Origin of the sequence: Acidihalobacter prosperus, from assembly GCF_000754095.2 — a bacterium.
Classification (GTDB): Bacteria; Pseudomonadota; Gammaproteobacteria; order DSM-5130; family Acidihalobacteraceae; genus Acidihalobacter; species Acidihalobacter prosperus.
This window is the reverse complement of sequence record NZ_JQSG02000002.1, coordinates 388,333-412,079: the sequence shown is the minus strand read 5'-3', so window position 1 is coordinate 412,079 and position 23,747 is coordinate 388,333. Positions and strand designations below refer to the sequence as shown.

At 68.2% G+C, this 23,747-nt stretch carries 25 protein-coding genes; 16 read left to right on the top strand and 9 right to left on the bottom strand.

Annotated features, from left to right (window positions below; genetic code table 11):
- The first annotated feature begins 25 nt into the window (after window positions 1-25).
- From mrdA to THPRO_RS05940, 11 genes are all read left to right on the top strand, one after another.
- Window positions 26-1,993 (top strand): penicillin-binding protein 2, encoded by a 1,968-nt coding sequence (gene mrdA, locus THPRO_RS05990; protein ID WP_065089353.1) that lies wholly within the window; start codon window positions 26-28, stop codon window positions 1,991-1,993.
- Between the two features lie 11 nt (window positions 1,994-2,004).
- Window positions 2,005-3,102, top strand: a complete 1,098-nt coding sequence (rodA, locus tag THPRO_RS05985) for a rod shape-determining protein RodA (RefSeq protein WP_038088396.1) — start codon at window positions 2,005-2,007, stop codon at window positions 3,100-3,102.
- Window positions 3,099-4,142, top strand: a complete 1,044-nt coding sequence (gene mltB, locus THPRO_RS05980; RefSeq protein WP_161489937.1) for a lytic murein transglycosylase B — start codon at window positions 3,099-3,101, stop codon at window positions 4,140-4,142. The genes rodA and mltB overlap by 4 nt, the downstream gene beginning before the upstream one ends.
- Window positions 4,139-4,897: a septal ring lytic transglycosylase RlpA family protein gene (locus tag THPRO_RS05975; protein ID WP_052064173.1), complete on the top strand. Its 759-nt coding sequence runs from the start codon at window positions 4,139-4,141 to the stop codon at window positions 4,895-4,897. The genes mltB and THPRO_RS05975 overlap by 4 nt, the downstream gene beginning before the upstream one ends.
- 95 nt (window positions 4,898-4,992) lie before the next feature.
- Window positions 4,993-6,198: a D-alanyl-D-alanine carboxypeptidase family protein gene (locus THPRO_RS05970; RefSeq protein ID WP_065089352.1), complete on the top strand. Its 1,206-nt coding sequence runs from the start codon at window positions 4,993-4,995 to the stop codon at window positions 6,196-6,198.
- Between the two features lie 8 nt (window positions 6,199-6,206).
- Window positions 6,207-7,076 carry a D-amino acid aminotransferase gene (locus THPRO_RS05965; protein ID WP_038088394.1) on the top strand — a complete coding sequence of 290 codons (870 nt, stop codon included), beginning with the start codon at window positions 6,207-6,209 and terminating at the stop codon, window positions 7,074-7,076.
- Complete coding sequence (locus tag THPRO_RS05960; protein WP_038088391.1) at window positions 7,073-7,354, top strand: YbeD family protein; 282 nt, start codon at window positions 7,073-7,075, stop codon at window positions 7,352-7,354. The genes THPRO_RS05965 and THPRO_RS05960 overlap by 4 nt, the downstream gene beginning before the upstream one ends.
- A 1-nt stretch (window position 7,355) precedes the next feature.
- On the top strand, window positions 7,356-8,012 hold the full coding sequence (gene lipB, locus THPRO_RS05955; RefSeq protein ID WP_065089351.1) for a lipoyl(octanoyl) transferase LipB: 657 nt from the start codon (window positions 7,356-7,358) through the stop codon (window positions 8,010-8,012).
- Window positions 8,009-8,965, top strand: coding sequence for a lipoyl synthase (gene lipA, locus THPRO_RS05950; RefSeq protein ID WP_038088388.1), 957 nt, complete (start codon window positions 8,009-8,011; stop codon window positions 8,963-8,965). The genes lipB and lipA overlap by 4 nt, the downstream gene beginning before the upstream one ends.
- 61 nt (window positions 8,966-9,026) lie before the next feature.
- Complete coding sequence (locus THPRO_RS05945; protein WP_065089350.1) at window positions 9,027-11,438, top strand: putative bifunctional diguanylate cyclase/phosphodiesterase; 2,412 nt, start codon at window positions 9,027-9,029, stop codon at window positions 11,436-11,438.
- On the top strand, window positions 11,438-12,208 hold the full coding sequence (locus tag THPRO_RS05940; protein WP_038088378.1) for a YdcF family protein: 771 nt from the start codon (window positions 11,438-11,440) through the stop codon (window positions 12,206-12,208). Before THPRO_RS05945 ends, THPRO_RS05940 begins: the two co-directional genes overlap by 1 nt.
- A 55-nt stretch (window positions 12,209-12,263) precedes the next feature.
- Here THPRO_RS05940 and THPRO_RS05935 read toward each other — a convergent pair whose 3' ends face one another.
- From THPRO_RS05935 to THPRO_RS17150, 5 genes are all read right to left on the bottom strand, one after another.
- Window positions 12,264-12,983 (bottom strand): OmpA family protein, encoded by a 720-nt coding sequence (locus THPRO_RS05935; protein WP_052064171.1) that lies wholly within the window; start codon window positions 12,981-12,983, stop codon window positions 12,264-12,266.
- A 148-nt stretch (window positions 12,984-13,131) separates the two neighbouring features.
- Window positions 13,132-13,578 (bottom strand): hypothetical protein, encoded by a 447-nt coding sequence (locus THPRO_RS05930; protein WP_038088375.1) that lies wholly within the window; start codon window positions 13,576-13,578, stop codon window positions 13,132-13,134.
- A 4-nt stretch (window positions 13,579-13,582) separates the two neighbouring features.
- Entirely contained in the window at window positions 13,583-14,281 is a 699-nt protein-coding gene (gene murU, locus THPRO_RS05925) for an N-acetylmuramate alpha-1-phosphate uridylyltransferase MurU (protein ID WP_082954470.1), read from the bottom strand.
- Window positions 14,269-15,288, bottom strand: coding sequence for an aminoglycoside phosphotransferase family protein (locus THPRO_RS05920; RefSeq protein WP_065089348.1), 1,020 nt, complete (start codon window positions 15,286-15,288; stop codon window positions 14,269-14,271). The genes murU and THPRO_RS05920 overlap by 13 nt, the downstream gene beginning before the upstream one ends.
- Entirely contained in the window at window positions 15,281-16,750 is a 1,470-nt protein-coding gene (locus THPRO_RS17150) for a glycosyltransferase family 39 protein (RefSeq protein WP_065089347.1), read from the bottom strand. The genes THPRO_RS05920 and THPRO_RS17150 overlap by 8 nt, the downstream gene beginning before the upstream one ends.
- Before the next feature lie 148 nt (window positions 16,751-16,898).
- Here THPRO_RS17150 and THPRO_RS05910 point away from each other — a divergent pair, with 148 nt between their 5' ends.
- Window positions 16,899-17,702 (top strand): phosphatase PAP2 family protein, encoded by an 804-nt coding sequence (locus tag THPRO_RS05910; protein ID WP_065089399.1) that lies wholly within the window; start codon window positions 16,899-16,901, stop codon window positions 17,700-17,702.
- A 6-nt stretch (window positions 17,703-17,708) separates the two neighbouring features.
- On the opposite strand, the gene THPRO_RS05905 is transcribed toward THPRO_RS05910, so the two are convergent.
- The 4 genes from THPRO_RS05905 to THPRO_RS05890 all read right to left on the bottom strand — a co-directional run bounded on the left by THPRO_RS05905 (window position 17,709) and on the right by THPRO_RS05890 (window position 20,733).
- The gene (locus tag THPRO_RS05905; protein ID WP_052064167.1) at window positions 17,709-18,980 is read right to left on the bottom strand and encodes an MFS transporter; all 1,272 of its coding nucleotides are present in this window, start codon (window positions 18,978-18,980) and stop codon (window positions 17,709-17,711) included.
- 173 nt (window positions 18,981-19,153) lie between these two features.
- Window positions 19,154-19,798, bottom strand: coding sequence for a DsbA family oxidoreductase (locus tag THPRO_RS05900; protein WP_038088369.1), 645 nt, complete (start codon window positions 19,796-19,798; stop codon window positions 19,154-19,156).
- 15 nt (window positions 19,799-19,813) lie between these two features.
- Complete coding sequence (locus THPRO_RS05895) at window positions 19,814-20,137, bottom strand: DUF4156 domain-containing protein (RefSeq protein ID WP_038088367.1); 324 nt, start codon at window positions 20,135-20,137, stop codon at window positions 19,814-19,816.
- A gap of 71 nt (window positions 20,138-20,208) precedes the next feature.
- Complete coding sequence (locus THPRO_RS05890; protein WP_065089346.1) at window positions 20,209-20,733, bottom strand: hypothetical protein; 525 nt, start codon at window positions 20,731-20,733, stop codon at window positions 20,209-20,211.
- A 76-nt stretch (window positions 20,734-20,809) separates the two neighbouring features.
- Between THPRO_RS05890 and THPRO_RS05885 the strand changes: the two genes are divergently transcribed.
- Genes THPRO_RS05885 through THPRO_RS05870 form a run of 4 tightly spaced genes read left to right on the top strand, consistent with a single transcriptional unit; the run spans window position 20,810 to window position 23,703 of the window.
- On the top strand, window positions 20,810-21,361 hold the full coding sequence (locus THPRO_RS05885; RefSeq protein WP_052064166.1) for a glycine zipper 2TM domain-containing protein: 552 nt from the start codon (window positions 20,810-20,812) through the stop codon (window positions 21,359-21,361).
- A 27-nt stretch (window positions 21,362-21,388) separates the two neighbouring features.
- The gene (locus tag THPRO_RS05880) at window positions 21,389-21,676 is read left to right on the top strand and encodes a PepSY domain-containing protein (RefSeq protein WP_065089345.1); all 288 of its coding nucleotides are present in this window, start codon (window positions 21,389-21,391) and stop codon (window positions 21,674-21,676) included.
- Window positions 21,677-21,686: 10 nt separating this feature from the next.
- Window positions 21,687-22,382, top strand: a complete 696-nt coding sequence (locus tag THPRO_RS05875) for a response regulator transcription factor (protein ID WP_038088667.1) — start codon at window positions 21,687-21,689, stop codon at window positions 22,380-22,382.
- Window positions 22,369-23,703: an ATP-binding protein gene (locus tag THPRO_RS05870; RefSeq protein ID WP_065089344.1), complete on the top strand. Its 1,335-nt coding sequence runs from the start codon at window positions 22,369-22,371 to the stop codon at window positions 23,701-23,703. Before THPRO_RS05875 ends, THPRO_RS05870 begins: the two co-directional genes overlap by 14 nt.
- The last annotated feature ends 44 nt before the right edge of the window (window positions 23,704-23,747 follow it).

Below are 23,747 nucleotides of genomic sequence, written 5' to 3'. Positions count from 1 at the left end.
CCGGGCCTGAACCTGGGGGGGAGACGTGTCCGACCGTCAGTCGCTGAGGGATCCGCGTCAGGAGCGCCGCCAGTTCGCCTGGCGCGCCCTGGTCATGGCGCTGGTCGTGGTCGGCCTGTACGGGGCCATGGCTGCGCGCCTGATCTATCTGCAGGTGATCGATCACGAGCACTACGCCACGCTGTCGCACGACAACCGCGTGCATATCGTGGCGGTGCCGCCTCCTCGAGGTCTGATCTACGACCGTCACGGCGTGCTGCTGGCGGAAAACGTGCCTTCCTATAGCCTCGACGTCACGCCCGAACAGGTGCCGGACATGGCGCGCACCCTGGAGGCACTCAAGTCGGTCGTCGCACTCACTCCCGACGATATCCGTCGTTTCCGGCAGACCATGCGCCGCAAGTGGCCCTTCCAGGCCGTGCCGCTGCGTTTCGATCTGAGCCCCGAGGAGGTGGCGCGCTTCGCGGTCGAGCGCTATCGTTTTCCTGGCGTGGACATCAAGGCGCGACTGCGTCGCTACTACCCCTTTGGCGGCGCGATGGTGGACGCGGTCGGCTATGTCAGCCGCATCGATGTTGCCGAGCTGCAGAAGGTCGACGCGGAAAATTACGAAGGCACCACGCATTACGGCAAGACCGGCATCGAAGCCTACTACCAGACCCGCCTGCACGGGCGGGTCGGTTACGATCAGGTCGAGGTCAATGCCAAGGGCCGGCAGATCCGGGTGCTGTCGCATCAGCCACCGGTCCCGGGCGACGACCTGATCCTGAGCCTGGACGCTGGGCTGCAGTCCGTCGCCGAGGCGGCGCTTGAGGGGCGCGAAGGCGCAGCCGTGGCGATCGATCCGCGCAACGGCGACGTGCTCGCGATGGTCAGTGCGCCGAGCTACGACCCCAACTGGTTCGTCGACGGCATTTCCAGCAAGCGCTACGCCGAACTGCGCGGGAATGATTGGCGCCCGCTGTTCAATCGCGCACTCGCGGGGCAGTACCCGCCGGGTTCGACGATCAAGCCGTTCATGGCGCTGGCAGGGTTGAACAACGGCGTGGTCACCACCGATCAGCGCATTTTCTGCGGCCCGTACTGGCAGATTCCCGGCGATCCGGCGAAACGCAAGTATCGCGATTGGAACCGCTATGGCCACGGCATGACCGACGTCTCCAAGGCGATCACCCAGTCGGTCGACGTGTATTTCTACCGACTCGCCTATCAGCTTGGCATCGAGCGCATGCACGATTTTCTGTCGCGGTTCGGGCTCGGCCGGCAAACCGACATCGACACTACCGGCGAGATGGGCGGGTTGCTGCCGACGCCGGCCTGGAAGCGGCGCACCAAAAATACGGTCTGGTATCCCGGCAACACGGTGGTCGCGGGCATCGGTCAGGGCTTCATGCTGGCCACGCCGCTGCAGCTCGCCGATGCCACGGCGGCGCTGTCGATGCGCGGCGAGCGATTCCGCCCGCGTCTGCTGCGCGCCGTGCGCGATCCGGTGACCCGCGACGTCCGGGCGCGTCCGCCCGAGACGCTGCCGGCGATCCGCCTCAAGGACGCCGCTTATTGGCGCGCGGTGCTCAAGGGCATGCGCAATGTCACGCAGCGGCCTGACGGCACGGCCTATCGGCAGTTCCGCGGCTTCGATTACGTGGTGGCCGGCAAGACCGGCACCGCGCAGGTGACCTCGCACATCCATTCCGACAATGCCCGAGAAGGCACGATTCCCTATCGTCTGCGCGACAACGGCCTGTTCATCGCCTTCGCTCCGGCCGATCATCCGTTGATTGCGGTCGCGGTCGTGGTCGAGCATGGCGGCGGCGGCGACGTCAGCGCCGCTCCGGTCGCGCGGCGGATGATCGACTATTACCTCAAGCACAACACCGAGCTGCGCAACGGACGCCTGGTGCTCAAGTCGAACCTGCCGACGCAGCTCGATCTGCAGCCGACCGAGCCCAGGGATACGGCCACGCGCGCGCCGGCGACGGGCGACGCCTCATGAGGCATCAGGGCATGGATTCGGGGCTGACGTACTGGCTGCGCCGCCTGCATGTCGATCCGGTGCTGCTGTTGGCGCTGCTGGCCCTGATCGCCACCGGGCTGTTCATCCTATACAGCGCGAGCGGTGAGAATGCGGACATGGTGACCCGCCAGGCCACGCGGCTGATGATCGCGTTGCTGGTGATGTTCCTGATCGCCCAGGTGCCGGTGGAGCGTCTGCGGCAGTGGGCGCCATGGATCTATCTTGCCGGGCTGCTGCTGCTGGTCTCCGTGCTGCTGGTCGGCCAGATCGGCATGGGCGCGCGGCGGTGGTTGGACCTGGGATTCATGCGTTTCCAGCCTTCGGAGGTCATGAAGCTGGCCGTACCCATGATGTTGGCCTGGTATTTCGCCGAACGAGCCCTGCCGCCGACGCCGGGCCAGCTCACGGTCGCCGGTGTGATCGTGCTGCTGCCGGTGATGCTGATCGCCAAGGAGCCCGATCTCGGCACCGCGCTGCTGGTGGGCATGGTCGGCGCGTTCGTGATCTTCTTCGCCGGGCTGCGATACCGGACGCTGGCGGCGTTCGTATTGCTGGGATTGGCCTCGCTGCCGGTGATCTGGCATTTCATGCACGACTACCAGCGCAACCGCGTACTCACCTTCCTCAACCCCGAACGCGATCCGCTGGGGGCCGGTTACCACATCATCCAGTCGATGATCGCGGTGGGTTCCGGCGGCGTCTACGGCAAGGGCTGGCTCAACGGCACCCAGGCCCAGCTCGACTTCCTGCCCGAGCGCTCGACCGACTTCATCTTCTCGGTGTTCGGCGAGGAGTTCGGTCTGATCGGCGTGCTGCTGTTGCTGGCCCTGTACGTGTTCATTGTGTTGCGTGGGCTGGATATCGCGCTGCGCGCGCAGGACACCTACTCGCGCCTGGTGGCCGGCAGCCTGAGCATGATGTTCTCGGTCTATGTGTTCGTGAACGTCGGCATGGTCATCGGCCTGCTGCCCGTGGTGGGCGTGCCGTTGCCGCTGGTGAGCTACGGCGGCACCTCGATGGTGACCATCCTGGCGGCTTTCGGTATGCTCATGGGCATACACTCGCATCGCAGATTGGTGGCCCATTGAATCGCTTCCTCCCCGCCCCGGTCCGCCGGTTGGCCGCGCTGCTCGTCCTCATCCCCTCTTGCCTGCCCGCCGCCCGCGCCGCCGACGCCGGTTTTGCGCATCGTGCAGAGGTGCAGAGTTTCATCCAGCAGCTGGTGACCCACGACAAATTCGACAAGGCCTATCTGGAACGCCTGTTCGACAAGGCGCAGCCGCAGCCCGCGGTGATCGCCGCCATGAAGCGCCCGGCCGAGGCCTTGCCCTGGTACAAATACCGCCCGATATTCCTGACCGAGAAGCGGATACGCGAGGGCGTGGTCTTCTGGAAGCAGCACCGCGCAGCGCTCGAACGCGCGCAGAAGGCCTATGGCGTGCCGCCGCAGGTGGTCACCGCGATCATCGGCGTCGAGACCTTCTACGGACGGCGCATGGGCAGCTATCCGGTGTTCGACACCTTGGCCACGCTGGGTTTCGACTACCCGCCGCGGGCGGATTATTTCCGCCGCCAGCTGGCGCAGTTCCTGCTCCTGGCGCGGCAGGAGGGCATCGACCCGCTCAAGCCCAAGGGATCCTACGCGGGCGCCATGGGGCAGGGGCAATTCATGCCGGGGAGCTACCGACACTATGCGGTCGATTTCGACGGTAACGGCGAGCGCGACCTGTGGAACGACCCGGTCGATGCGATCGGCAGCGTCGCCAACTATCTGGCCCGCCACGGCTGGCAGGCGGGGGGCTTTGTCGCGGTGCCGGCACGCGTCAAGGGCAAGGGTTACGAGCGGCTGTCCAGCAGCGTCAAACCTCAGCTGACGCCCAAGATGCTGGCCGCGGCGGGTGTTCGCCCCGGCCGCGCCCTGCCGGCCGAAGGGCGCTATGCGCTGGTCGGCCTGCAACTGCGGCAGGATTCCGAATATTGGGTGACCGGGCGCAATTTCTACGTCATCACGCGCTATAACGCCAGCGCGCTCTATGCGATGGCGGTGTACCAGCTCAGCGAAGCGATCGAACAGGCTTACCGGCATCCGGCCGGCGCGGCGGAGGCCGCCGGCAAACACGCGCCATGAGCAGATGCGAAGGCCCGCGCTGGCGTCTAGCGGCGGCGCTCGCGCCGGTGTTGCTGATGTCAGCCTGTGCCGTCGTGCCGCCGCCGAGCGCGGGTCCGCCACCCTCCGGAGGCGGTCAGTCCTATGTGGTGTTCGGCAAGCGCTACTACGTGCTGCCGACCGCCCAGGACTACTCACGCCGCGGCATCGCTTCCTGGTACGGTCCCAATTTCCACGGCAAGCTGACTGCCAGCGGTGTGCCGTACAACATGTATGCGATGACCGCCGCGAGCAAGGTGCTGCCGCTTGGCACCTGGGTGCGGGTCACCAACCTCGAGAACGGCAAGAAGGTGGTGGTCGAGATCAACGACCGCGGCCCCTTCGTGGCCAATCGCATCATCGATCTGTCCTATACCGCCGCGAAACGGCTGGGCATGATCGGCCCGGGTACGGCGCTGGTCGAAGTGCAGGCGATCAACCCGCGCAATCCCGCCGCCAACCCGCCGCCGCCGCTGGATGCCGCTCACGGCGGGCCGACGCCGCACATCTACATCCAGGTCGGCGCCTTCGGCGAACTGGCCAATGCCAAGCGCTACCAGGCCAAACTGGCGTTACGCGGTTTCGGGCCGATGATCATCCAGTCCGGCCAGGTTGGCCCCAACCAGACGCTGTATTACGTGCGTCTCGGCCCGCTCGCGGACGTGGCGGCCGCGGATGCCGCAGCCAAGCGCATGAACGCGCTCGGTATTCAGCATTTTCGCGTCGGCGTGGAGTGAGATGAGGCGTCGGCGTTTCCCAATCGCGGCACCGGGGTTAGAATCGCAGGCCCCGATGCACATCCTCCCTCGTTCACCCGTCAAGGTCCGTTGATATGCGCCTAGTGTTCCGCTCGTTGGTCCTGCTTTTCGTCAGCCTGTTCGCCGGTCAGGCGCTCGCCGCGTCGCCGGCGGCTCCTGGCCCGACGCCGCCACTGCCCGTGCCGGTGCCGCCGATGTCGCCGATCGGTGCCAAATCCTATGTGCTGATGGACTACCGTACCGGGCAGATTCTGGCCGAGAAGGATCCCGACGAGCGTCGCGCACCGGCCAGTACCACCAAGCTGATGACCGCCTACGTGGTCTTCCAAGATCTCAAGGCCGGGCGCATCACGCTCGATACCAAGTTCCACGTCAGCGACAAGGCCTGGCGTCAGGGCGGCTCGCGGATGTTCCTGAACCCCGGCTCGTCCGTCAGCGTCAAGGAGTTGCTGCAGGGTCTGCTGGTGCCTTCGGGCAACGACGCCGCGGTGGCGCTGGCGCAGGGCGTGGCCGGCACTACCGGCGCCTTCGTGTCGCTGATGAATGCCTACGCCAAACAGCTGGGGTTGGCGAACACCCACTATTCCGACGTCAACGGCCTGCCGGAGCCGGATCTCTACACCTCGGCGCTGGATCTGGCCAAGCTGTCGCGCGCGATCATCACCCAGTTTCCCGAGTATTATCACTTCTTCTCGGAGAAATCGTTCACCTGGAACAAGATCAAGCAGTACAACTACAACAAGTTGCTGTGGCGCGATCCCAGCGTCGATGGACTCAAGACCGGCTATACCAGCGAGGCCGGTTACATCCTGGCTTCGTCGGCGGTGCGTAACGACACCCGGCTGATTGCTGTGGTGATGGGCGTGAATCTGCCCAAGGCCAGCAGCGAGCAGAACTACATCAACCTCGCGCGCGTGTCCGAAGCCCTGCTCAACTACGGTTTCCGCTTTTTCTCCACCCACAAGCTGTACAGTGCCGGCCAGTCGCTGAACACGGCGCGTGTATGGGGCGGCGCGCACGAGCACGTCAAACTGGGGCTGATGCGGGATCTCTACGTCACGGTGCCCTCTGGCCAGTACCGTAATCTCAAGGCCGAAATGACGCTCGACCCGACGCTCAAGGCGCCCATTGCCAAGGGTCAGACCGTGGGCGAGGTCAAGGTCAGCCTGGCCGGCAAGCCGGTCGCGCAGGTGCCGCTGGTGGCGCTGGAGGCCGATCCCGAGGGCAATCTGTGGCAGCGGGTGCGCGATACCGTGCTGCAGTGGTTCGAGCACAAATAGGCGCAGCGGTGAGCCGCGTCTATCTCAACGGGCGCTTCCTGCCGCTGGCCGAAGCCTGCGTGCCGGTCCTCGACCGGGGGTTTCTCTTCGGCGACGGCATCTACGAGGTGATCCCGGCCTATGGCGGGCATCTCTTCCGTCTGACAGCGCATCTAGACCGCCTGGACGCCAGTCTGGCGGCGGTCCGCATCGGCAACCCGCACGACCGTGCGACGTGGCGCGCACTGCTGCAGGAGCTGGTCGCGACGGCCGGCCCCGGCGATCACAGCGTCTACCTGCAGGTGACCCGGGGCGCGGACGTCAAACGCGACCATGCCTTCCCGGCGGCGGATGTGAAGCCGACGGTGTTTGCCATGACCCATCCGCTGCGCGCACCGGAGCCGGCACGGCTCGAGACGGGCGCGTCGGCACGGTTGATGGCGGATACGCGCTGGGCGCGCTGCGACATCAAGGCGATCACCCTGCTGCCGAACGTGTTGCTGCGCCAGGCGGCGCTGGATGCCGGCGACGACGAAGCCATCCTGGTGCGCGACGGTGCCGTGCTCGAGGGTAGCGCCAGCAGTCTGTTCATCGTTGCGGACGGCATGTTGTCGACGCCGCCCAAGGGGCCCGCGCTACTGCCCGGCGTGACGCGCGATCTGGTGCTCGAACTGGCGCAGCGCCACGGCCTGCCGTGGGCGGAAAGGGCGATTTCCGAAACCGATCTGCGCCGCGCCGACGAAATCTGGCTGACCAGTTCGACCCGCGAGGTGATGGCCGTGACCCGGTTGGACGGCCAGCCGGTCGGCGACGGCCGGCCTGGGCCTGTGTGGCGCCGCATGGCGGAGTGGTACCAAGACTGCAAGGCCGCCTTGCGTGCCGGAGGCGAGTGTCCATGAGCGATCGGGAACAGGACGGGGCAGAGACCTCCTTCGAATTTCCCTGCCGTTTCCCGATCAAGGTCTTCGGGCCCGCGGTGCCCGAGTTCCGTGGCCGCGTGCTCGCCTTGATCCGCGAGCACGCGGCCACGGTCGACGACGACGCGGTGCGCGAGAATCTCAGTCGCGGCGGGCGCTATCTCAGCCTTACCGTGACCATCGAAGCCACCGACCGCGCGCAGCTCGATGCCATCTACCGTGCGCTGACGGCCTGCGAACTGGTCACCATGGCGCTCTGACATGTCGCCGGAACTGCGCGTGCATTACATGGGGCGGCGTGATTACACCGCCGTGTGGCAGGCCATGCGCGATTACACCGCCGCCCGCGGCGCGGATACGGCCGACGAATTCTGGATTGTGGAGCATCCGCCGGTCTTCACGCTCGGCCAGGCCGGGCGCGCCGAGCATGTGCGTGATGCCGGCGACATCCCGGTGGTGCAGAGCGATCGCGGCGGTCAGGTGACTTACCATGGCCCCGGTCAGGTGGTGCTCTACGTTTTGTTGGATCTGCGGCGCCTGCGTCTCGGCGTGCGCGCGCTGGTGGAAAACCTGGAGCAGACCGTGGTCGAACTGCTGGCCGCCCACGGTATCGCCGGCGAGTCGCGCCGGGAGGCACCCGGGGTGTATGTGGACGGGCGCAAGATCGCCGCGCTCGGCCTGCGCGTGCGCCATGGCTGCAGTTATCACGGCCTGTCGCTCAACGTCGATCTCGATCCGGCGCCCTTCGCGCGCATCGACCCTTGTGGCTACCGTGGTCTCGAGGTGGCGCGGCTGGCCGACTACGGCATCACGCTCGATCTATGGACGGCGGGCCAGGCGCTTGCCGAGCGCCTGGCCCGCCGACTGGGGTACACTGCCGCCTCTGGACACAGTCATCACGGAATCGACAGGGCATGAGCGAGATCGCCAAGGGCGGACCGCAACGCGGTCATAAACAGCGCGGCGCCGAGAAGATGGCGCGCATACCGATCAAGATCGCACCTACCGAGCGGCCGGCGCGCAAGCCGGAATGGATTAGGGTCAAGGTGCCGGGCGGCCCGCGCGTTGAACGTCTCAAACGGATTTTGCGCGAGAACGCGCTGCATACCGTGTGCGAGGAGGCCTCCTGCCCGAACCTCGGCGAGTGCTTCGATCACGGCACCGCCACGTTCATGATCATGGGCGACATCTGTACCCGGCGTTGCCCGTTCTGCGACGTGGCGCACGGCCGTCCGAATCCACTGGATGCGAAGGAGCCCGATCATTTGGCGCACACCATCCGCGAAATGGGGCTGTCCTACGTGGTGATCACCTCGGTCGACCGCGACGACCTGCGCGACGGCGGCGCGGCACATTTCGCCGCCTGCGTGGCGCGCGCGCGCGCGCTCAACCCTTCGCTGCGGGTGGAGGTGCTGGTGCCCGATTTTCGCGGCCGTCTGGAACCCGCGCTGGCAGCGCTGGCGAGCGCGCCGCCCGACGTGTTCAACCACAATCTGGAAACCGTGCCGCGTCTGTATCGACAGGCGCGCCCGGGTGCGGACTATCAATGGTCGCTGACGCTGCTCGAACGCTTCAAGGGCGCGCATCCGGACGTGCTCACCAAGTCTGGGCTGATGCTCGGTCTCGGCGAAAGCCTGGAAGAGGTGGAGGCCGTGATGCACGATCTACGGACGCACCGGGTCGACATGCTCACGCTGGGGCAGTATCTGCAGCCGTCGCGCCACCACCTGCCGGTCAGCCGTTTCGTGCCGCCGGCCGAATTCGAACACCTGCGTGCCGTCGGCGAAGCCATGGGTTTTTCCCACGTGGCCAGTGGGCCACTGGTGCGTTCCTCCTATCATGCCGACCGGCAGGCAAGCGGCGTGCTCTGAGCATGTGGCGCCGGTTGGGGGCTAACCGCCGGGCATCCAGCCCGCCGGCCAGCAGGTGCCGATGAGCGAGGCAGCGTCAGCCGGCCCGTCTGGACCGAGAGGCCGCCGCCTGCCGGGGACCTGGCTGGTGGTATTCGGGCTGGCGGCCGCGCTGACCGGCGCGGAGATCATCGCCCCTCTGGTCTTCCTGGCGTTGACCGGGTACCTGCCGTTTGCGGTGATCGTCACGACAGCCGTCACCACCACCCTGGTCGGCCTGCCGCTGCTGTATTTTTTCGTCCGCCTGGCGTGGCATGCGCGCGGCGAGGCGGACCGCGCGAATGCCACGGAATCGGCCCTGCGACGCATGACCCAGCATTATCGGGCGGTGGGCGCGCTCAATCGGCTGATCGCACAGCGCCCCGACGAGGAAACTCTGTGGCGCGATGCCTGCGACGTGCTGACCGCGCAAACGTCGATGACGGGCGCGATGATCGGTATCTTCTCGACGGCGGACGACGCCTTCACGGTCCGGGCCATGGCAGGCGCCGCGCCGTACGCAGCCGGCGAACGGCGCGGCGAGGGTCCTACCCACCGTCTGCTGCGCCAGGCCGTCGTCGAAGCGCGTGCGGCCACGGCCACCTGCTCGGATCGGCCGGACAGGCTCATGACGGCCTTGCCGCTGTACCCGACGGGCGGCGGCATGGCGGTGCTATTGGTGTCGCTGGAGGCCAGCAGCGACGACGCGAGTCTGCACGGCCTGCTCGCCGAAACCGCGCAGGACATCGCTCACGCAGCCGACAATGCGCACCGCGATCTGCGCCTCGAACTCAACATCCGCGCCGTAGACAGCTCGGCGGACGCCATCGTGATCCTGGACGATCGCTGGCGCATCGTCTCCGCCAACCCGGCTTTCAGCCGCATATCGGGTTACGCGCCGCAGGCATTGCGGGGTATCCGCGCCTACGCGCTGCTGCCATGGGGGCGCCGGCGCTCCGGTATGCGTGCCATGACCCGGACGCTGCTCGGTCAGGGGTACTGGCGCGGCGATACGGTGCTGCGTCGCAGCGACGACAGCACCTGCCCGCTGGCCGGCTCGGTGGCGCGCGTCGACGGCGATGCGGGAAGCGGGACGTACTATGTCGCGGTATTCCAGGACGTCGGCGAGCAGCGCGAACTGGAGCGGCAGGTGCGCCATCTGGCCTATCATGACGCGCTGACCGGGCTGGCGAACCGTTACCGTGTCGACGAATATCTGGCCGGGCTGCTGTTGCAGCAGACCCGCACGGCCTTGCTGTTCATCGATATCGACCACTTCAAGCGCGTCAACGACGCTCAGGGGCATAGTGTGGGCGACCGCATTCTCCAGGCGGCAGCCGAGCGCATCCGCAAGATCGTCGGCCGTGATGAGCTGGCGGCGCGGCTGGGTGGCGACGAATTCGCCGTGATCGCCCGCGATGCCGATCGCGAATCAGCGGCGCGACTCGGTAGATGCTTGGTGGAGCGGCTGGGTGAATCGCCCTATTCGGTCGACGGCCGCCAGATCCATGTGACCGCGAGCGCAGCGGTCGCGCTGTTCCCGGACGATGGTGATCGCGTCGAAGTGTTGCGGCAGAACGTGGATCGGGCGCTGCGCCACGCCAAGAACGACGGCCGCAACCGCTGCGTGGTCTTCGAGGGCTGGATGCGCGAGCACGCCGAACGGCAGGTTGCCATCGAGCGCGATCTGCGTCACGCGCTGATCATCGGCGATCAGCTTGAGATGCATTACCAGCCGGTGGTCGCAAGCGACGATGGCCGCATGCTCGGTCTGGAGGCACTGGTCCGCTGGCGTCATCCCGGGCTGGGATTGCTCGTCGCCGACCAGTTCGTGCCGACGGCCGAGGCCGTCGGCATGATGCGCGAGCTGGACGACTGGGTGCTGGATGCCGTGTTGCAGCAACTCCGTGGATGGGAGCGCGCCGGGCTGGACATGATGCGTGTGGCGGTCAATCTTTCGGTTGCACAGTGTTCGGATCAGACCTACCCGGCACGGGTGGCCGCGGCGATCGAGCGTAGCGGGCTGCTGCATCGCGAGTGGCTGGCCTTCGAAATCCTGGAAAACGTCCTGATCGAGGACTCGCCTGCGCAGCAGCGGGTGTTGTCGTCGCTGCGCGAATCCGGGCACCGGTTGATACTCGACGATTGGGGGCGCGGCTATGCGCGCCTGGAATACCTGAGTCGTGCCAACGTCGATGGCATCAAGATCGACAAGACATTCGTGCAGCGCCTGCCGGACGATCCGCGAAGCCTGGTTGCGGTACGCACGGTCCTCCAGCTCGGGCGCGAACTGGATATCGACGTGATTGCGGAAGGCGTCGAGACCCCAGCGCAACGGGCCTGCCTGCAGGTGCACGGCTGCCCGGCGCTGCAGGGCTATCTCGTCGCACGGCCGATGGATGCCGAGACGCTGCTGTCGTGGTTGCGTGAGGCACGCGCCAAGGGAACCCCGTGATGTGGTCTAGAACCTTGCTGGAATTGCTGATCCTGCCCCCGGCCGGCCCGCTGCTGGTGTTGGGGCTGGGCTTGCTTCTGCTGCTGCTGCGCCGGCGCCGGATAGGCGGCGCGCTTGCGGGTGTGGGCTTTGTCCTCGCCTATGCGGGCAGCATCCCCGCGGTGGTCTATCCGCTGGCCGACGTGTGGGAGTCGCACAACCCACCGCTGCGCACGGTGCCGGACAATGCGCAGGCGATTGTGGTCATCGGCGGGGGCAGCCGCCCGGCGCCGGCCTATGGCGACGGCGACACCGTGACCCTGCTGACCCTGCAACGCGTGCGTTATGCCGCCTGGCTGGCGCGTCGCAGCGGTCTGCCGATCCTGGTCAGCGGCGGGCGCGACTGGTTTGGCGAACGCTACAGTGAGGCGGAACTGATGTCGCACGTGCTCGCCGACGAATTCCACCTGAAGACGCGCTGGGAAGACACGCGCAGTCGCAGTACCTGGGGCAATGCGCGCGAGAGCGCGAAAATTCTCAAACCCTTGGGCATCACCCGAGTGTTGCTGGTGACCCAGGCATGGCACATGCCGCGCGCGATGTGGGCCTTCCGTCATGCAGGGCTCGATCCGGTGGCGGCGCCGGTCGGCTTCGCCAACCGTAGCTGGGCACAGCGCGGCGCGCTGGGCTGGATCCCACAGACGCGGGCGGCCACCACCATGGCCGAGGTCGCGCACGAGGTGGTGGGTCTGATGTGGTATCGCCTGCGCGCTTGGCGGGCCGGCGACTAGAAGATAGGACGGCGGGCCTCCCTCCGGGGAGGCGCCGCCGTATCGGACCCCAAGCTTACTGCTGGGGTGCCGTCATCGTGCCTTCGGGATGCTGCACGACCTTGTGCATCCAGCTGATCGCCACGGTGACGCGGCGATTGGGCGCCAGGCACTTGATCAGCGCCGCGCGACCCTTGACGCCGGTGCAGGTGGCCACCGGATCGGCCGGCCCCTTGCCCACCACCGTCATCTTCTCGGCCGGAATGCTGTAGCGCTGCTCGATGTAGCTGGCGACCGACTGGGCACGCTTCTGCGACAGCTTCATGTTGTAGGCCTTGCTGCCGATGCGGTCGGTGTAGCCGGTGACGACGACGGACTGCACGCTGTTCGGGTCGACCGACTTGAGCTGCGCGTCCAGCAGCTTCTGCTGCGCCGGCGTGATCTTGTACTTGTTGAAGCCCAGATGGGCCTTGCCGCTGGCCTGCTCGTTGAGGGTGATGATCTTCGGTGCAGGGGGAGGTGGCGGCATCACCGGTGCGGGCTTGGGCGCCGGCATGGCGGTCGGCATCGGCGCGGGCGCCGGCGCCGGCTTGGGCATCAGATCGGCATCGCAGCTGCTGTTGGCGTCGGCCGGTTTCCAGGTGCCGGTACGCACGCATTCGCCGTTGCCGGTGTGGACCAGCTGCCCGGCGCTGTCGGTCCAGTAACCGGGTACGGCAAAGGCCGAGAGCGGCAGGGCCAAGCTCGCGCCCAGGGCGATGCGTCCCAGTGCGTGTGTCAGCGGACGTTGTTGCATGATGATGCCTCCATGAAGGTGCGGTTGTCGTCGCAGCCTGCGTCGATGCGGGCCGCTAACGTCCATCATGCGGGTGCTGACGCAGCGCCGGCAACTGTCGCCGTTTCACGACGGGCGGCGTCAATTCGCCGACATACGGACTGGCTGACTAGTCGTCTTCTTCGGTGTCTTCTTCGTACTGCTCGTCGAGCAGGGCCGCCCAGAGGGTTTCGTGGCGCTCGATCAGTTGCAGCAGGCGCCGTCGGAAATCCAGCAGTTCGTGCTCGAAGCGCGGGAAATCGTCGCCGCCGTCGAGCGGCTGGGCGGCGCGTTCGAGGCCGAGCAAGGTGTCGCGAAGCTTCACGCTGGCACCCATGGCGCCCTTGATCTGTTCTCGAGGGTGCGGAATCCAGCTGCGGTCGTTGGTCAGCGAGCGCAGGCCTTCGCCAATTTCCAGCAGGCGCCGGCGCAGGCGGTCGACCGCGCCGATCTTGCTCGATTTCACCGCGCCGAAAACGCTGAGATCGAGCAGCGTCAGCCAGTCGCGGCGCAGTCCGTCCAGGGTGTCGCGGTCGAAGTCGAAGGAGGCGCTGACGCGCGCCGGGTCGAAGGCCATGGATTCAGCTCCGGTGGGGGGTGGCGTGGGGGGCGTGCGCACGCCCGGTCGCGAGTCGCGCGTCCAGATCGGCCAGCCGCTCGGGGGTGCCGATGTCCAGCCACAGCCCGCGGTGGTGCTCTCCGCCGACGCGACCGGCGGCCATGGCGCGACGCAGCAGCGGCGCGAGCGGGAAGGCGTCGTCGGGGGTGCCGGCGAAGAGTTCGGGGCGGTAGTAGCCGATGCCCGAGAAGGTCAGGCGGGACTCGCCGGCGTCGTCGACGCGGTCGCCCTGCAGGTGGAAGTCGCCGCCGGGATGCTGCGGCGGATTGTCGACCAGCACCAGATGGGCGAGGTCGTCGCCGGGGTCGTGCGGGTAGAGCGGGTGGTCGCACCACACGTCGGCGTTGACCGCGAGGAACGGCGCGTCGCCGAGCAGCGGCAGGGCGCGGCGCAGGCCGCCGCCGGTCTCCAGCGCGGTCTTGCCCTCGTCGCTGTAGGCGATGTGCGCACCGTAGGCGGCGCCGTCGCCCAGCGCCTCGCGGATCATCTCGCCGCGGTAGGCGAGGTTGATCACGATCTCCTTGTAGCCGGCCGCGGCCAGGCGGCGCAGCAGATGCACGATCAGCGGCTCGCCGCCCGCCGCCAGCAGCGGCTTGGGACGGGTGTCGGTGAGCGGTCGCATGCGTTCGCCGCGGCCGGCGGCGAGGATCATCGCGCGCATGGGCGGGCGGCCTCCTGCAGCCGGCGGCGCAGGTCGAGTTGCCCGATCAGCGCGGCGAGCGGCGCGGTTTCGGGATGTCGCGGGGCGACCGCCTCGACGTAGGCGAGCACGCGCGGCAGGTCGCCTAAGTAGCCCGGCTTGCCGTCGCGGTGCCACAGGCGGGCGAAGATGCCGAGCACCTTGAGCTGGCGCTGCACGCCCATGAGGTCGAATGCGCGCAGGAAGTCGTCGTCCGCCGTCGGCGCGCACAGTCCGGCGGCGACGGCGCGGTCGCGGTAGGCCAGCGCCCAACCGCGCACCCGCGCTTCGGGCCAGTTCACGTAGGCGTCGCGCAGCAGGGACGCAAGGTCGTAGGCGAGCGGTCCGCGCACGGCGTCCTGGTAGTCGAGCACGCCCGGATTGTGTTCTTCGGTGAGCATCAGGTTGCGCGCGTGGTAGTCGCGGTGCACGAAGACCTGCGGCTGCGCCAGGGCGCTTGCGATCAGCGCCTCGCAGACGGCGTTCAGGGCCGCGCGCTGCGCGCCGTCGAGCGTGAGGCCGAGATGGCGGTCGAGCAGCCAGTCGGGGAACAGCGCCATCTCGCGCGCGAGCAGCGCGCGGTCGTAGGGCGGCAGCCCGGCGCTGTCGGCGGCGGCGATGCGCACGAGGGCGTAGAGGGCGTCGCCGTAGAGGGCGTCGGCGTTGTCCGCATCGAGCGCGTCGAGGTAGTGGCGCGTGCCGAGATCGTCGAGCAGGACGAAGCCGAGGTCCGTGTCGGCCGCGTGCACCCGCGGCACGTGCACGCCCGCGGCAGCCAGGCGTGCGGTGACGTCGAGAAAGGGGGCCAGCGGTTCCTGCGCGGGCGGCGCGTCCATGGCGATGCGCGGGCCGCCGTCGGTGTCGAGGCGGAAGTAGCGGCGGAAGCTGGCGTCGCCCGAGGCCGGGCGCAGATCGCGCGACCCCGGCGCGACCCCGGCCAGCCAGTCCGCGAGCGCGGCGCGGCGCGGGTCTTGCGCGACCTCAGCCATGGTAGCCCTCGCAGCGATAGAAGTAGTAGGTCGTCGCCACCTTGCCCTCCAGCGGGATCGGCAGGTCGCCGGCCGGCGCGCAGCGGGCGAACTTGGCGGTCCAGGCGGGGACATGGCCGTGGAACTGCTGCGGCACCACCAGGATGCCGCGCCCGCCGTCGGCGGCGTTGCCGTACCACAGGGTCATCTGGTGCATCTTGCGGTCGGTGATCTGCACCGGCTGCGGATAGGCGTACCAGGCGATGTGGCTGGCGTAGGACCAGTTGCCCGCGTAGAGCATGGGGCGCGTGCCGGGCGTCGCGGCCATCTGCGCACGCAGCGTCTCGGCCTGCGTGGCGGCGCGGCGCCAGCCGTAGAGGTCGGCCAAGGGGTAGGCGTTGGCCTTGAACGGTATCCAGGGATGGATCAGCTCGCTCAGCAGCACGCCGATCAGCAGCACGGAATAGACGCCCGAGGCGGCGGCGCCGATACGTACCGCGCGCCGTCGCCAGTGGTCGAGCAGCCAGGCGGCGATGCCGATGCTGAGCACCGCCCAGGCCACGGCGGTCCAGTGCGGCAGCGAGACCGTGGTGCCGGAAGAGCCGTCGATGATGACGAACACCGGTACGGTCATCGCCAGCAGCAGGCGGTTGCGCGGGTCGTCGCGGCGGCGTAACGCGTGCACCAGGGCGATCAGGCCGAAGAGGTAAATCCCGGGGGAGTAGGAAAAGAACTGGATCAGCTGGGACTTGACGAAGTGCATCAGCCGCCAGTGCCGGTCGGGGTCGCTGACATGCAGGATCTGGTAGCGGAAGGATACCCAGTCGTGCGCGGCGTTCCAGCCCAGCACCGGCAGGATCGCGAGCAGGGCGATCAGGATGCCGAGCCAGGGCCAGCGCGTGCGCAGATGCGCCCAGCGGCGTTCGGAGATCATCAGCCAGATCGCGCTGAACACCAGCGCGACGGCGGTGTATTTGGAAAGCCCGGCGAGCCCGAACCACAGGCCGACCCACAGCCAGGCACGCGGCTCGTCCTCGATCAGCGTGCGATGAAGCGCGCCGGCGGCGAGCAGGAAGAAGAGCAGCAGCGGGTCGTCGGGCAGCATCGAGATGCCCATCAGCGACAGGATCACGGCCGACTGCATCACCGCCACGGCGACGAAGCCGAGCCAGGGCGTGCGCTCGGGGTAGAGACGGCGGGCGAGGCGGTAGAGCGCCGCGCCGCTGAGCGTGCCGAGGGCGATCGGCCACAGCCGCAGAGCCAGGTTGGCCGTCGAGAAGGGTTCGACGGTAGCCTGCAGCCAGCCGATCATCGGCGGGTGGTCGAAGTAGCTCCAGGCGAGCTTGGCGCCGTAGAGGGCGTAGTGCGCGGCGTCGCCGGTGAGGCCCACGCGGGCGCCGGCGGCCAGATGCAGCAGGGTGATCAGGCCGAGCAGCAGCGCGGTGGCCTGCGGAGCATCGAGCTTGAGGAATCGGCGGGACAAGGCTGATCCTTGGGTTGGGCTGCGGGGCGGTCCCCGAAGGGGCATCACTTTACCAAAGCCGCGCCAGGAATGGCGTACGCCGGCGCGGGCTTGCCAAAGCGGCTGCGGGTTGCTGCAATCGCGGCTTCGCAGCCACTCGGACGAAGAGGTGACAGGCGTTTCCAGATGGACCGCAGACGCGTATCCCGCGCCGCGCGGCGGCGCCGGCGCCTGGGGCTGGGCGCCGCCGCTGGCCGCGCTGCTCCTCGGCGCGCTTATTGCGGCCCTGGGCGCCAATGCGCGGGTCTTCGAATGGCTCAATCGCCTGCCCGAATACACCGGCGACGCGTTGTGGGCCAACCTGACGATGTTCGGCGATACGGTCGTCGCCTTCGCCCTGCTGCTGCCCTGGGCGCGGCGCCGTCCGGATATCGTGTGGGCGGTCTTTCTCGCCGCGCTGCCGGCAACGCTGTGGGTCGACGTGCTCAAGCCGCTGCTGCACCATCCTCGCCCGGCGGCGCTGCTGCCGCCGGATCTGGTGCACGTGATCGGTCCGCGGCTGCTCGCCAATTCCTTCCCCTCCGGGCACACGACCACGATCTTCGTGCTTGCCGGGGTGCTCGCACTGTCGCGCAGCGGTGCCGGCTGGCGCGCAGCCTGTCTGGGTTTTGCGGTGCTGATCGGTGCGTCGCGTTCGGCGGTGGGCGCACACTGGCCGCTCGACGAGCTGGGCGGCGCCTTCGGCGGCTGGCTGTCGGCCTGGGCGGGCGTCGCCTGGGCGCGGCGCTGGCATTGGGGGCTGCGGCCGTGGCCGCACCGCAGCTTCACCGCCCTGCTGGTCGCCTGCGCGCTGGCCCTGTTCTTCCACGACGGCGGCTATGCCCAGGCGCGACCGTTGCTGTACCTGCTCGCGGTCCTGCTGCTGGCCGGCACGGCGGTTGGCTGGATCCGGGCCGGGCGCGCCGCGGGCTGAAGCGGATCAGGCCGCGCTTTGCCGCTCCGGCGCTGCTTCGCCGGTATCGGCGGCGGTCGCTTCCGGGTGCGACAATTCGATAGCCGCCTGCGAGGTGCGGACCAGCGGCACGAACTCCCCCTGTTCCTCCCGCGGCGGGGCGTCGCTGACGCGGTTGCGGTACAGCCCGAACAGTCCGAGCAGGGCGAAGGCCGAGGCCAGGTACAAGGGCAGGCTGGGGCTGCCAAAGTGCGACATCAGCACACCGCCCAGCACCGGGCCGACCACCGCGCCGATGCCGTAGAGCATCAACAGGCCGGACGAGGCCTCCAGCATGTCCTCGACACGGATTTGATCGTTCATGTGCGCCACGCTGACGCCGTAGAGCGTGAACGAGAAGCCCCCGTAGACGAAGCTCAGGGCCAGCAGCAGCGGCAGGCTGCGCGCGCCGACAAGGGCGATGGCGGTGGCCAGTAGGGCGCCACCCACGCAGATGAACAGCAACACGGTACGCCGGTCGAAGCGGTCGGACAGCTTGCCGAGCGGCCATTGCAGGAAGGCGCCGCCGGCGATGCTGACCGCCATGAAGGCGCCGATCTGGGCCGTGGCGAGGCCGACGCCGTGGGCGAAAACGGCGCCGAGCGCCCAGAAGGTGCCGCTGGTGACGCCCGCAATCAGGGTGCCGACGGTGCCCAGTGGCGAAAAACCGACCAGCTGGCGCAGGTGCAGGCTAGGGTGCTCGATGGGGGTGGGCTGCGGCACGCGGGTCAGCGCCACCGGGATCAAACCGAGCGAAAACAGCATGGATACCAGGGCGAAGGGCACGAAACTGCCGGCGGGACCGACCGTGAGCAGCAGTTGGCCAAGGCCCATGGCGAGCAGCGTGGACATGACGTAGGCCGAAAACAGCCGGCCGCGGCCCTCGTTGCTCACCGTCGAGTTGAGCCAGCTTTCCATCACCATGTACAGGCCGACCATGCCGGCGCCGTTGACGAAGCGCAGGACGCCCCAGAACCAGGGATCGATCCACAGCGCATGGGCGATCGAAACCGTCGAACCCAGGGCGGCGAAGATGGTGAAGGCGCGCACATGGCCGACGCGCCGGATGATGCGCGGGCACAGATAGGTGCCGAGGATGTAGCCGGCGAAGTAGGCAGCCATGACCACGCCGGTGACCTCGCTGCTGAAGCCGGCCAGCCCTGCGCGGATTCCGAGCAGCGAGCCGAGCAGCCCGACGCCGGTCAGCAGCACCGACATGCCGAAGAGCAGATTGAACAACGAGGCCACGAGTCTCAGCATCGCGTCGACTCCTTCATGCGAAACGGTTTGACGTAGGGGCTGGCGTCGCGCGACGTGCCCGGGTGCTTGTGCGGTATGCGCTGCCGCCCGCGAACGCGGTGGCATGGGGGACCGGACGCGTACTCTATCAGCACGGCGACGGCCTTTGAAAGGGGACCTGCCCGACGGGCGAATCAGCCCGACGATATCGAGCGCGCGGCGTCTTCGAAGGCCTCGAAAGGCTGGACGCCGCTCAACACGCGATCGCCGAAGATATAGGTGGGTACGCTCGATATCGCGTGGCGTGCGGCGATCTGGCGATAGTGCGCGAGACGGGTCTCCAGCGACGGATCCGACCAGGCCTGGTCGGGCAGGGAATCGGGCAGGCCGCAGGCCGCGACGATGTCCCGCAGCACCGACTCGTCGCCGATATTGCGGGCGCGCGCGAAATGGCTCTCGAACAGGCGCCGGTGGAGCCGGTAGAAGGGTTCGCGGCCGAGCGACTTGGCCGCCTCGGCGAGCAGCAGCGCGCGATGCGAATTGGCCAGACGGCGATCCCGGGCGAGCGCGAGACCTTCCTCGGCGGCGAGTTCGGCCAGGCTGCGGTTCATGACCTCGAACTCGGCCTCGCTGTAGGGCAGCGTGTCCAGGCCCTGCCCTTCGGGCGGCGTTTCCGGACGCAGCTCGATGAACATCCAGTTGACGCGCAGATCGAAGCGCTCGCCGAGCCGCAGCAGGCGCGCGCTGCCGATATGGCAGAAGGGGCAGACGTAATCCAGAAAGACACCGACCTGTATCAGCGGACGGCCGCCGTCGGCCGGTGTTTCCGTTTCCGACACGCGCCGTTTGCCGGATCAGGGATTGATGCAGCGGTACATGGCAAAGGTCTGGCGGCCGTCGACCGGCTGACCCTCGGGCACGATGGTGTCGCCGCCGGCATTCTGTACGGCATTGCGGGCCAGGGCCTGCAGGTCGTGCTCCACGTCACGGCGCGGGCGCGGCACGCCGAGCACGGTGGCGGCCACCTGGACCGTGGTGGTGCCCATGGGTTTGCAGCTGGCAACCTGATTCGGCTTGAGCACGCGGGCTTCCTCGCCCTGCGGGGTGAGCTTGACCCAGGTGCAGCCGGCGGTCAGCGTGGCGATCAGGGCGGAAAGCAGCAGCAGGCGGATTTTCATGTGGGATCCTTGGCGGGTAGGGGCTTCGGTGGATCAGGATTCTAGAGCGGTGCGCGCCTGCACGGAAGCGCCTAACGTCCGAACAGTCGCCACCAGCGTCGCCGGGGCGGGGGCGCGGCCTGTGCCGGGGGCGGTCGGCGCAGGGCTGCGATCAGGGCGTCGGTCGCGCCGAACAGAGTGGCGGGGTCGCCCGTGGCCTGCAAGGTGTCCATGCGTTGCGCGGCCCACAGCCCGGCATAGGGTGCATCCGCATCGCGCGCCGGCTGGGTCGGCGCGAGCACCAGGAAGTGGGCCTCTGGCGTGAAGGCGTTGAATTCCAGCACCAGGAAGGTGGCGAACAGCACGAGCGCATACGGGCGCTCGTGTTCGCGGCCGTCGATCTGCGCCAGCAAGGGAGCGTTCTCCTCGAAGAACACGCGGGCGCAGGCGCCGATGAGATCCTGCTCGTCGCGCGGGTGGCGCACGCGGTAATCGCTGACATAGTCGGCGACGCGGAAATCGGCGAGCGGCGTGCCGGCGTCCTCGCACAGCGTGGCCAGCGCCGCGCGGCTGCCGATGGCGTATTCCAGCGTGGGATAGGGCAGTCTTTCGATCATGAGGGTGTTCAGTCGCTGTTCAGTCGGCCGCGCATAGCCTAGCCATGTCATCCTCAAATGGACAGGAGTAAGCGCGATGAAACCTTCACTGAAAAGGGCGATTGCCGCGATTCTGGGTGCCGGCATGGCGCTGCCGCTGGCGGCGCATGCTGATGGGCGCTGGGGCTATCAGCGCTGGGATCACGATAGCGTCCGGCTGGCGCGCGTGGTCAAGGTTCGCCCGATCGTGCGCGTGATGCGGGTGCCTGGCCCGACGGTGCGGCACTGTACCACGGAACAGGTGGCCTACAGCCGCGACCGTCACGCCGATCCGGTGGGCGCCACGCTGGTCGGCGGAGTGATCGGCGGGGTCATCGGCAACCGCCTCGGCGACGACGGCGGCAATCCGGTCGCGACGGTGGCGGGGGCGATCATCGGTGGCGCCATCGGCCATAGTCTGGCCGATGGGCGGACGACGGTGGTACGACCGATGACGGTCTGCCATCCGCAGCCTAGCCTGCGTACGGTCGAGCGGATCCGCGGCTATCGGGTGACCTACCGTTACCATGGGCGCCTCTACGTCACGCGTATGCACCAGCACCCGGGGCGCTTCCTGCGCGTACATCGGGACGCATCTCCGTTAGACTGAGCGCAAGTCCCGAGGGAGTCCGTGTGCATGCGTCGTCTGCTTTGCTGTGCCCTAATCGCCTTTTCCGGCGCCGCGTGCGCCGCCCCGGACGGCACGCCCTATCGCCTGCCGCCCGGGGTGGCGCCGTTGTTGGCGGAACGTTTCATCTCGCCGGCCGACGCCGCCCATGCCGCGCGGGCGGCGGTGGGCGGCCGTGTGCTGGCGGTGCACAGAGTGGGCGAGGGCCCTGGCGCGCGTTATCGCGTGCGTCTGCTGGTCGGCGGCCAGATCCGGGTCGTGGTGGTCGATGCCCGCGACGGCCGCGTGTTGCGCTGAGGTTGCCGACATGCGTGTGCTGCTGGTCGAAGACGATCCGGACCTGAGGGACCAGATTGCTGCGCGTCTGGCCGAGCAGGGGGTGGTGGTGGATGTGGCCGTCGACGGTCGCGAAGGGCTTTATCTCGCCACTGAATATCCCATCGATCTCGCGTTGATCGACCTGGGACTGCCCGAGCTCGACGGGTTGTCGCTGATCCGCGGGCTGCGCGCCGCAGGACGCGAGGTGCCGGTGCTGGTGCTGACCGCGCGCGGGCGCTGGCAGGACAAGGTCGAGGGGCTGGAGGCCGGGGCCGACGACTATCTGGTGAAGCCCTTCCATCCCGAGGAACTGCTCGCCCGCGTGCGCGCGCTGCTACGCCGGTCGAGCGGCTGGGCGCAATCCGTACTGGCCTGCGGACCGGTGATGCTAGACCCGCAGACCCAGCGCGTGACCCTGAACGGCGCCGCCGTCGAGTTGACCGCCTATGAATACCGCCTGCTCGAATATCTGATGCTGCATGCCGGCGAGGTCGTGTCCAAGAGCGTGCTCACCGAACATCTCTACGCCGAGGACGACGAGCGCGACAGCAATGTGATCGAAGTGTTCATCCGTCGTCTGCGTCGCAAGCTCGATCCCGACGAGCGTCTGCAGCCGATCGAAACCCTGCGCGGGCGGGGCTATCGCTTCACCCTGCCTCGCCGCGCCCCGGATGCGTTCGCTTAGGACGCGGCTGGTACTGGCGGCCGGCGTCGTGCTCGCCGCCTTCGTGGTGCTGACCGGCGTCGCGCTGGACCGCGCCTTTTCCGCTGCCGCCCTGCATGCGCAGGAGGCCAAGCTGCGAGGCATGACCTATGCGTTGCTGGGCGCAGCCGACATCGATGCGCACTCGGTCCAGGTGTCGCTGCCGCAACTCGGCGATCCACGGCTGCAGCAGCCGGGCTCGGGCTTCTACGCGCTGATTGCCGACACGGCGGGCCGGGTGGTGTGGGCCTCGCCCTCGTTGCTCGTCCCTCCCGCCAGCGTGCCGTCGTCTCCGCCGGGCGCGTGGCGTTTCGACCGTCGGCGCGCGCCCGGTCATGATCGTTTCCAGCTTGCCTTCGGCGTGCGCTGGACGCCCGATAGCGGCGGGCACCGCTATACCTTCGTGGTCGGCGAGCGGGCCGCGTCTTATCTTGCCCAGTTGAGCGAGTTTCGTCGCACGCTGGCATTCTGGCTCAGCGCCGCGGCCGTGTTGCTGCTGTTGGCACTGGTCGCCCTGCTGCACTGGGGGCTGCGCCCCCTGCGCGAGCTGTCCGGGGAATTGGGCAGGGTGGAACGCGGCGAGTCCCCGCAGCTCGGCGGCGCCTACCCGGCCGAACTGGCGCCGCTGGTGACGGGCCTCAATACCCTGCTGACCCACGAACGGGCCCGCCAGACGCGTTATCGGCATGCCTTGGACGATCTCGCCCACAGTCTGAAAACGCCGCTGGCCGTGCTGCGCGGTCTGACGGCCCGCGATGGCCTGAGCGGCGAAGCGGAGCGTCGGGTGGCCGAACAGGTCGGGCGCATGGATCAGATCGTCGCCTATCAGCTTAACCGGGCCACCGCGGGGCCGGCGCTGGGATTGATGGCGCCGGTGGCGCTCGCGCCGTCCGTGCAGCGGGTGATATCCGCGTTGCAGCGGGCCTACCGTGACCGGAATCTGGAAATCGCCATCGATCTGGCGTCGGACATGACCGGACGTATCGACGAAAACGATCTGCTCGAACTGGCCGGTAATTTGCTCGACAACGCCTGCAAATGGGCGCGTACGCAGGTGTCGGTCCGGCTCGCCCGCGAGGCCGGGACATTGGTGCTGAGCGTGGACGACGACGGACCGGGTTTCGCGCCCGGCGAGGCAGGACGGCTGCTCGAAAGGGGCGCGCGCGCGGATACCCGGGTGGAAGGGCAAGGTATCGGCCTCGCGGTGGTGGTGGAGCTCGTGCGGGGCTATGGCGGTACGGTCGAGATCGGGCGTTCGCCCCTGGGCGGTGCTTCGGTACGGGCCATGCTGCCGCATGCGTGAACTCGGGCGGATCGCGCTTGACAGCCACAGGGTGGTGGCTGTTA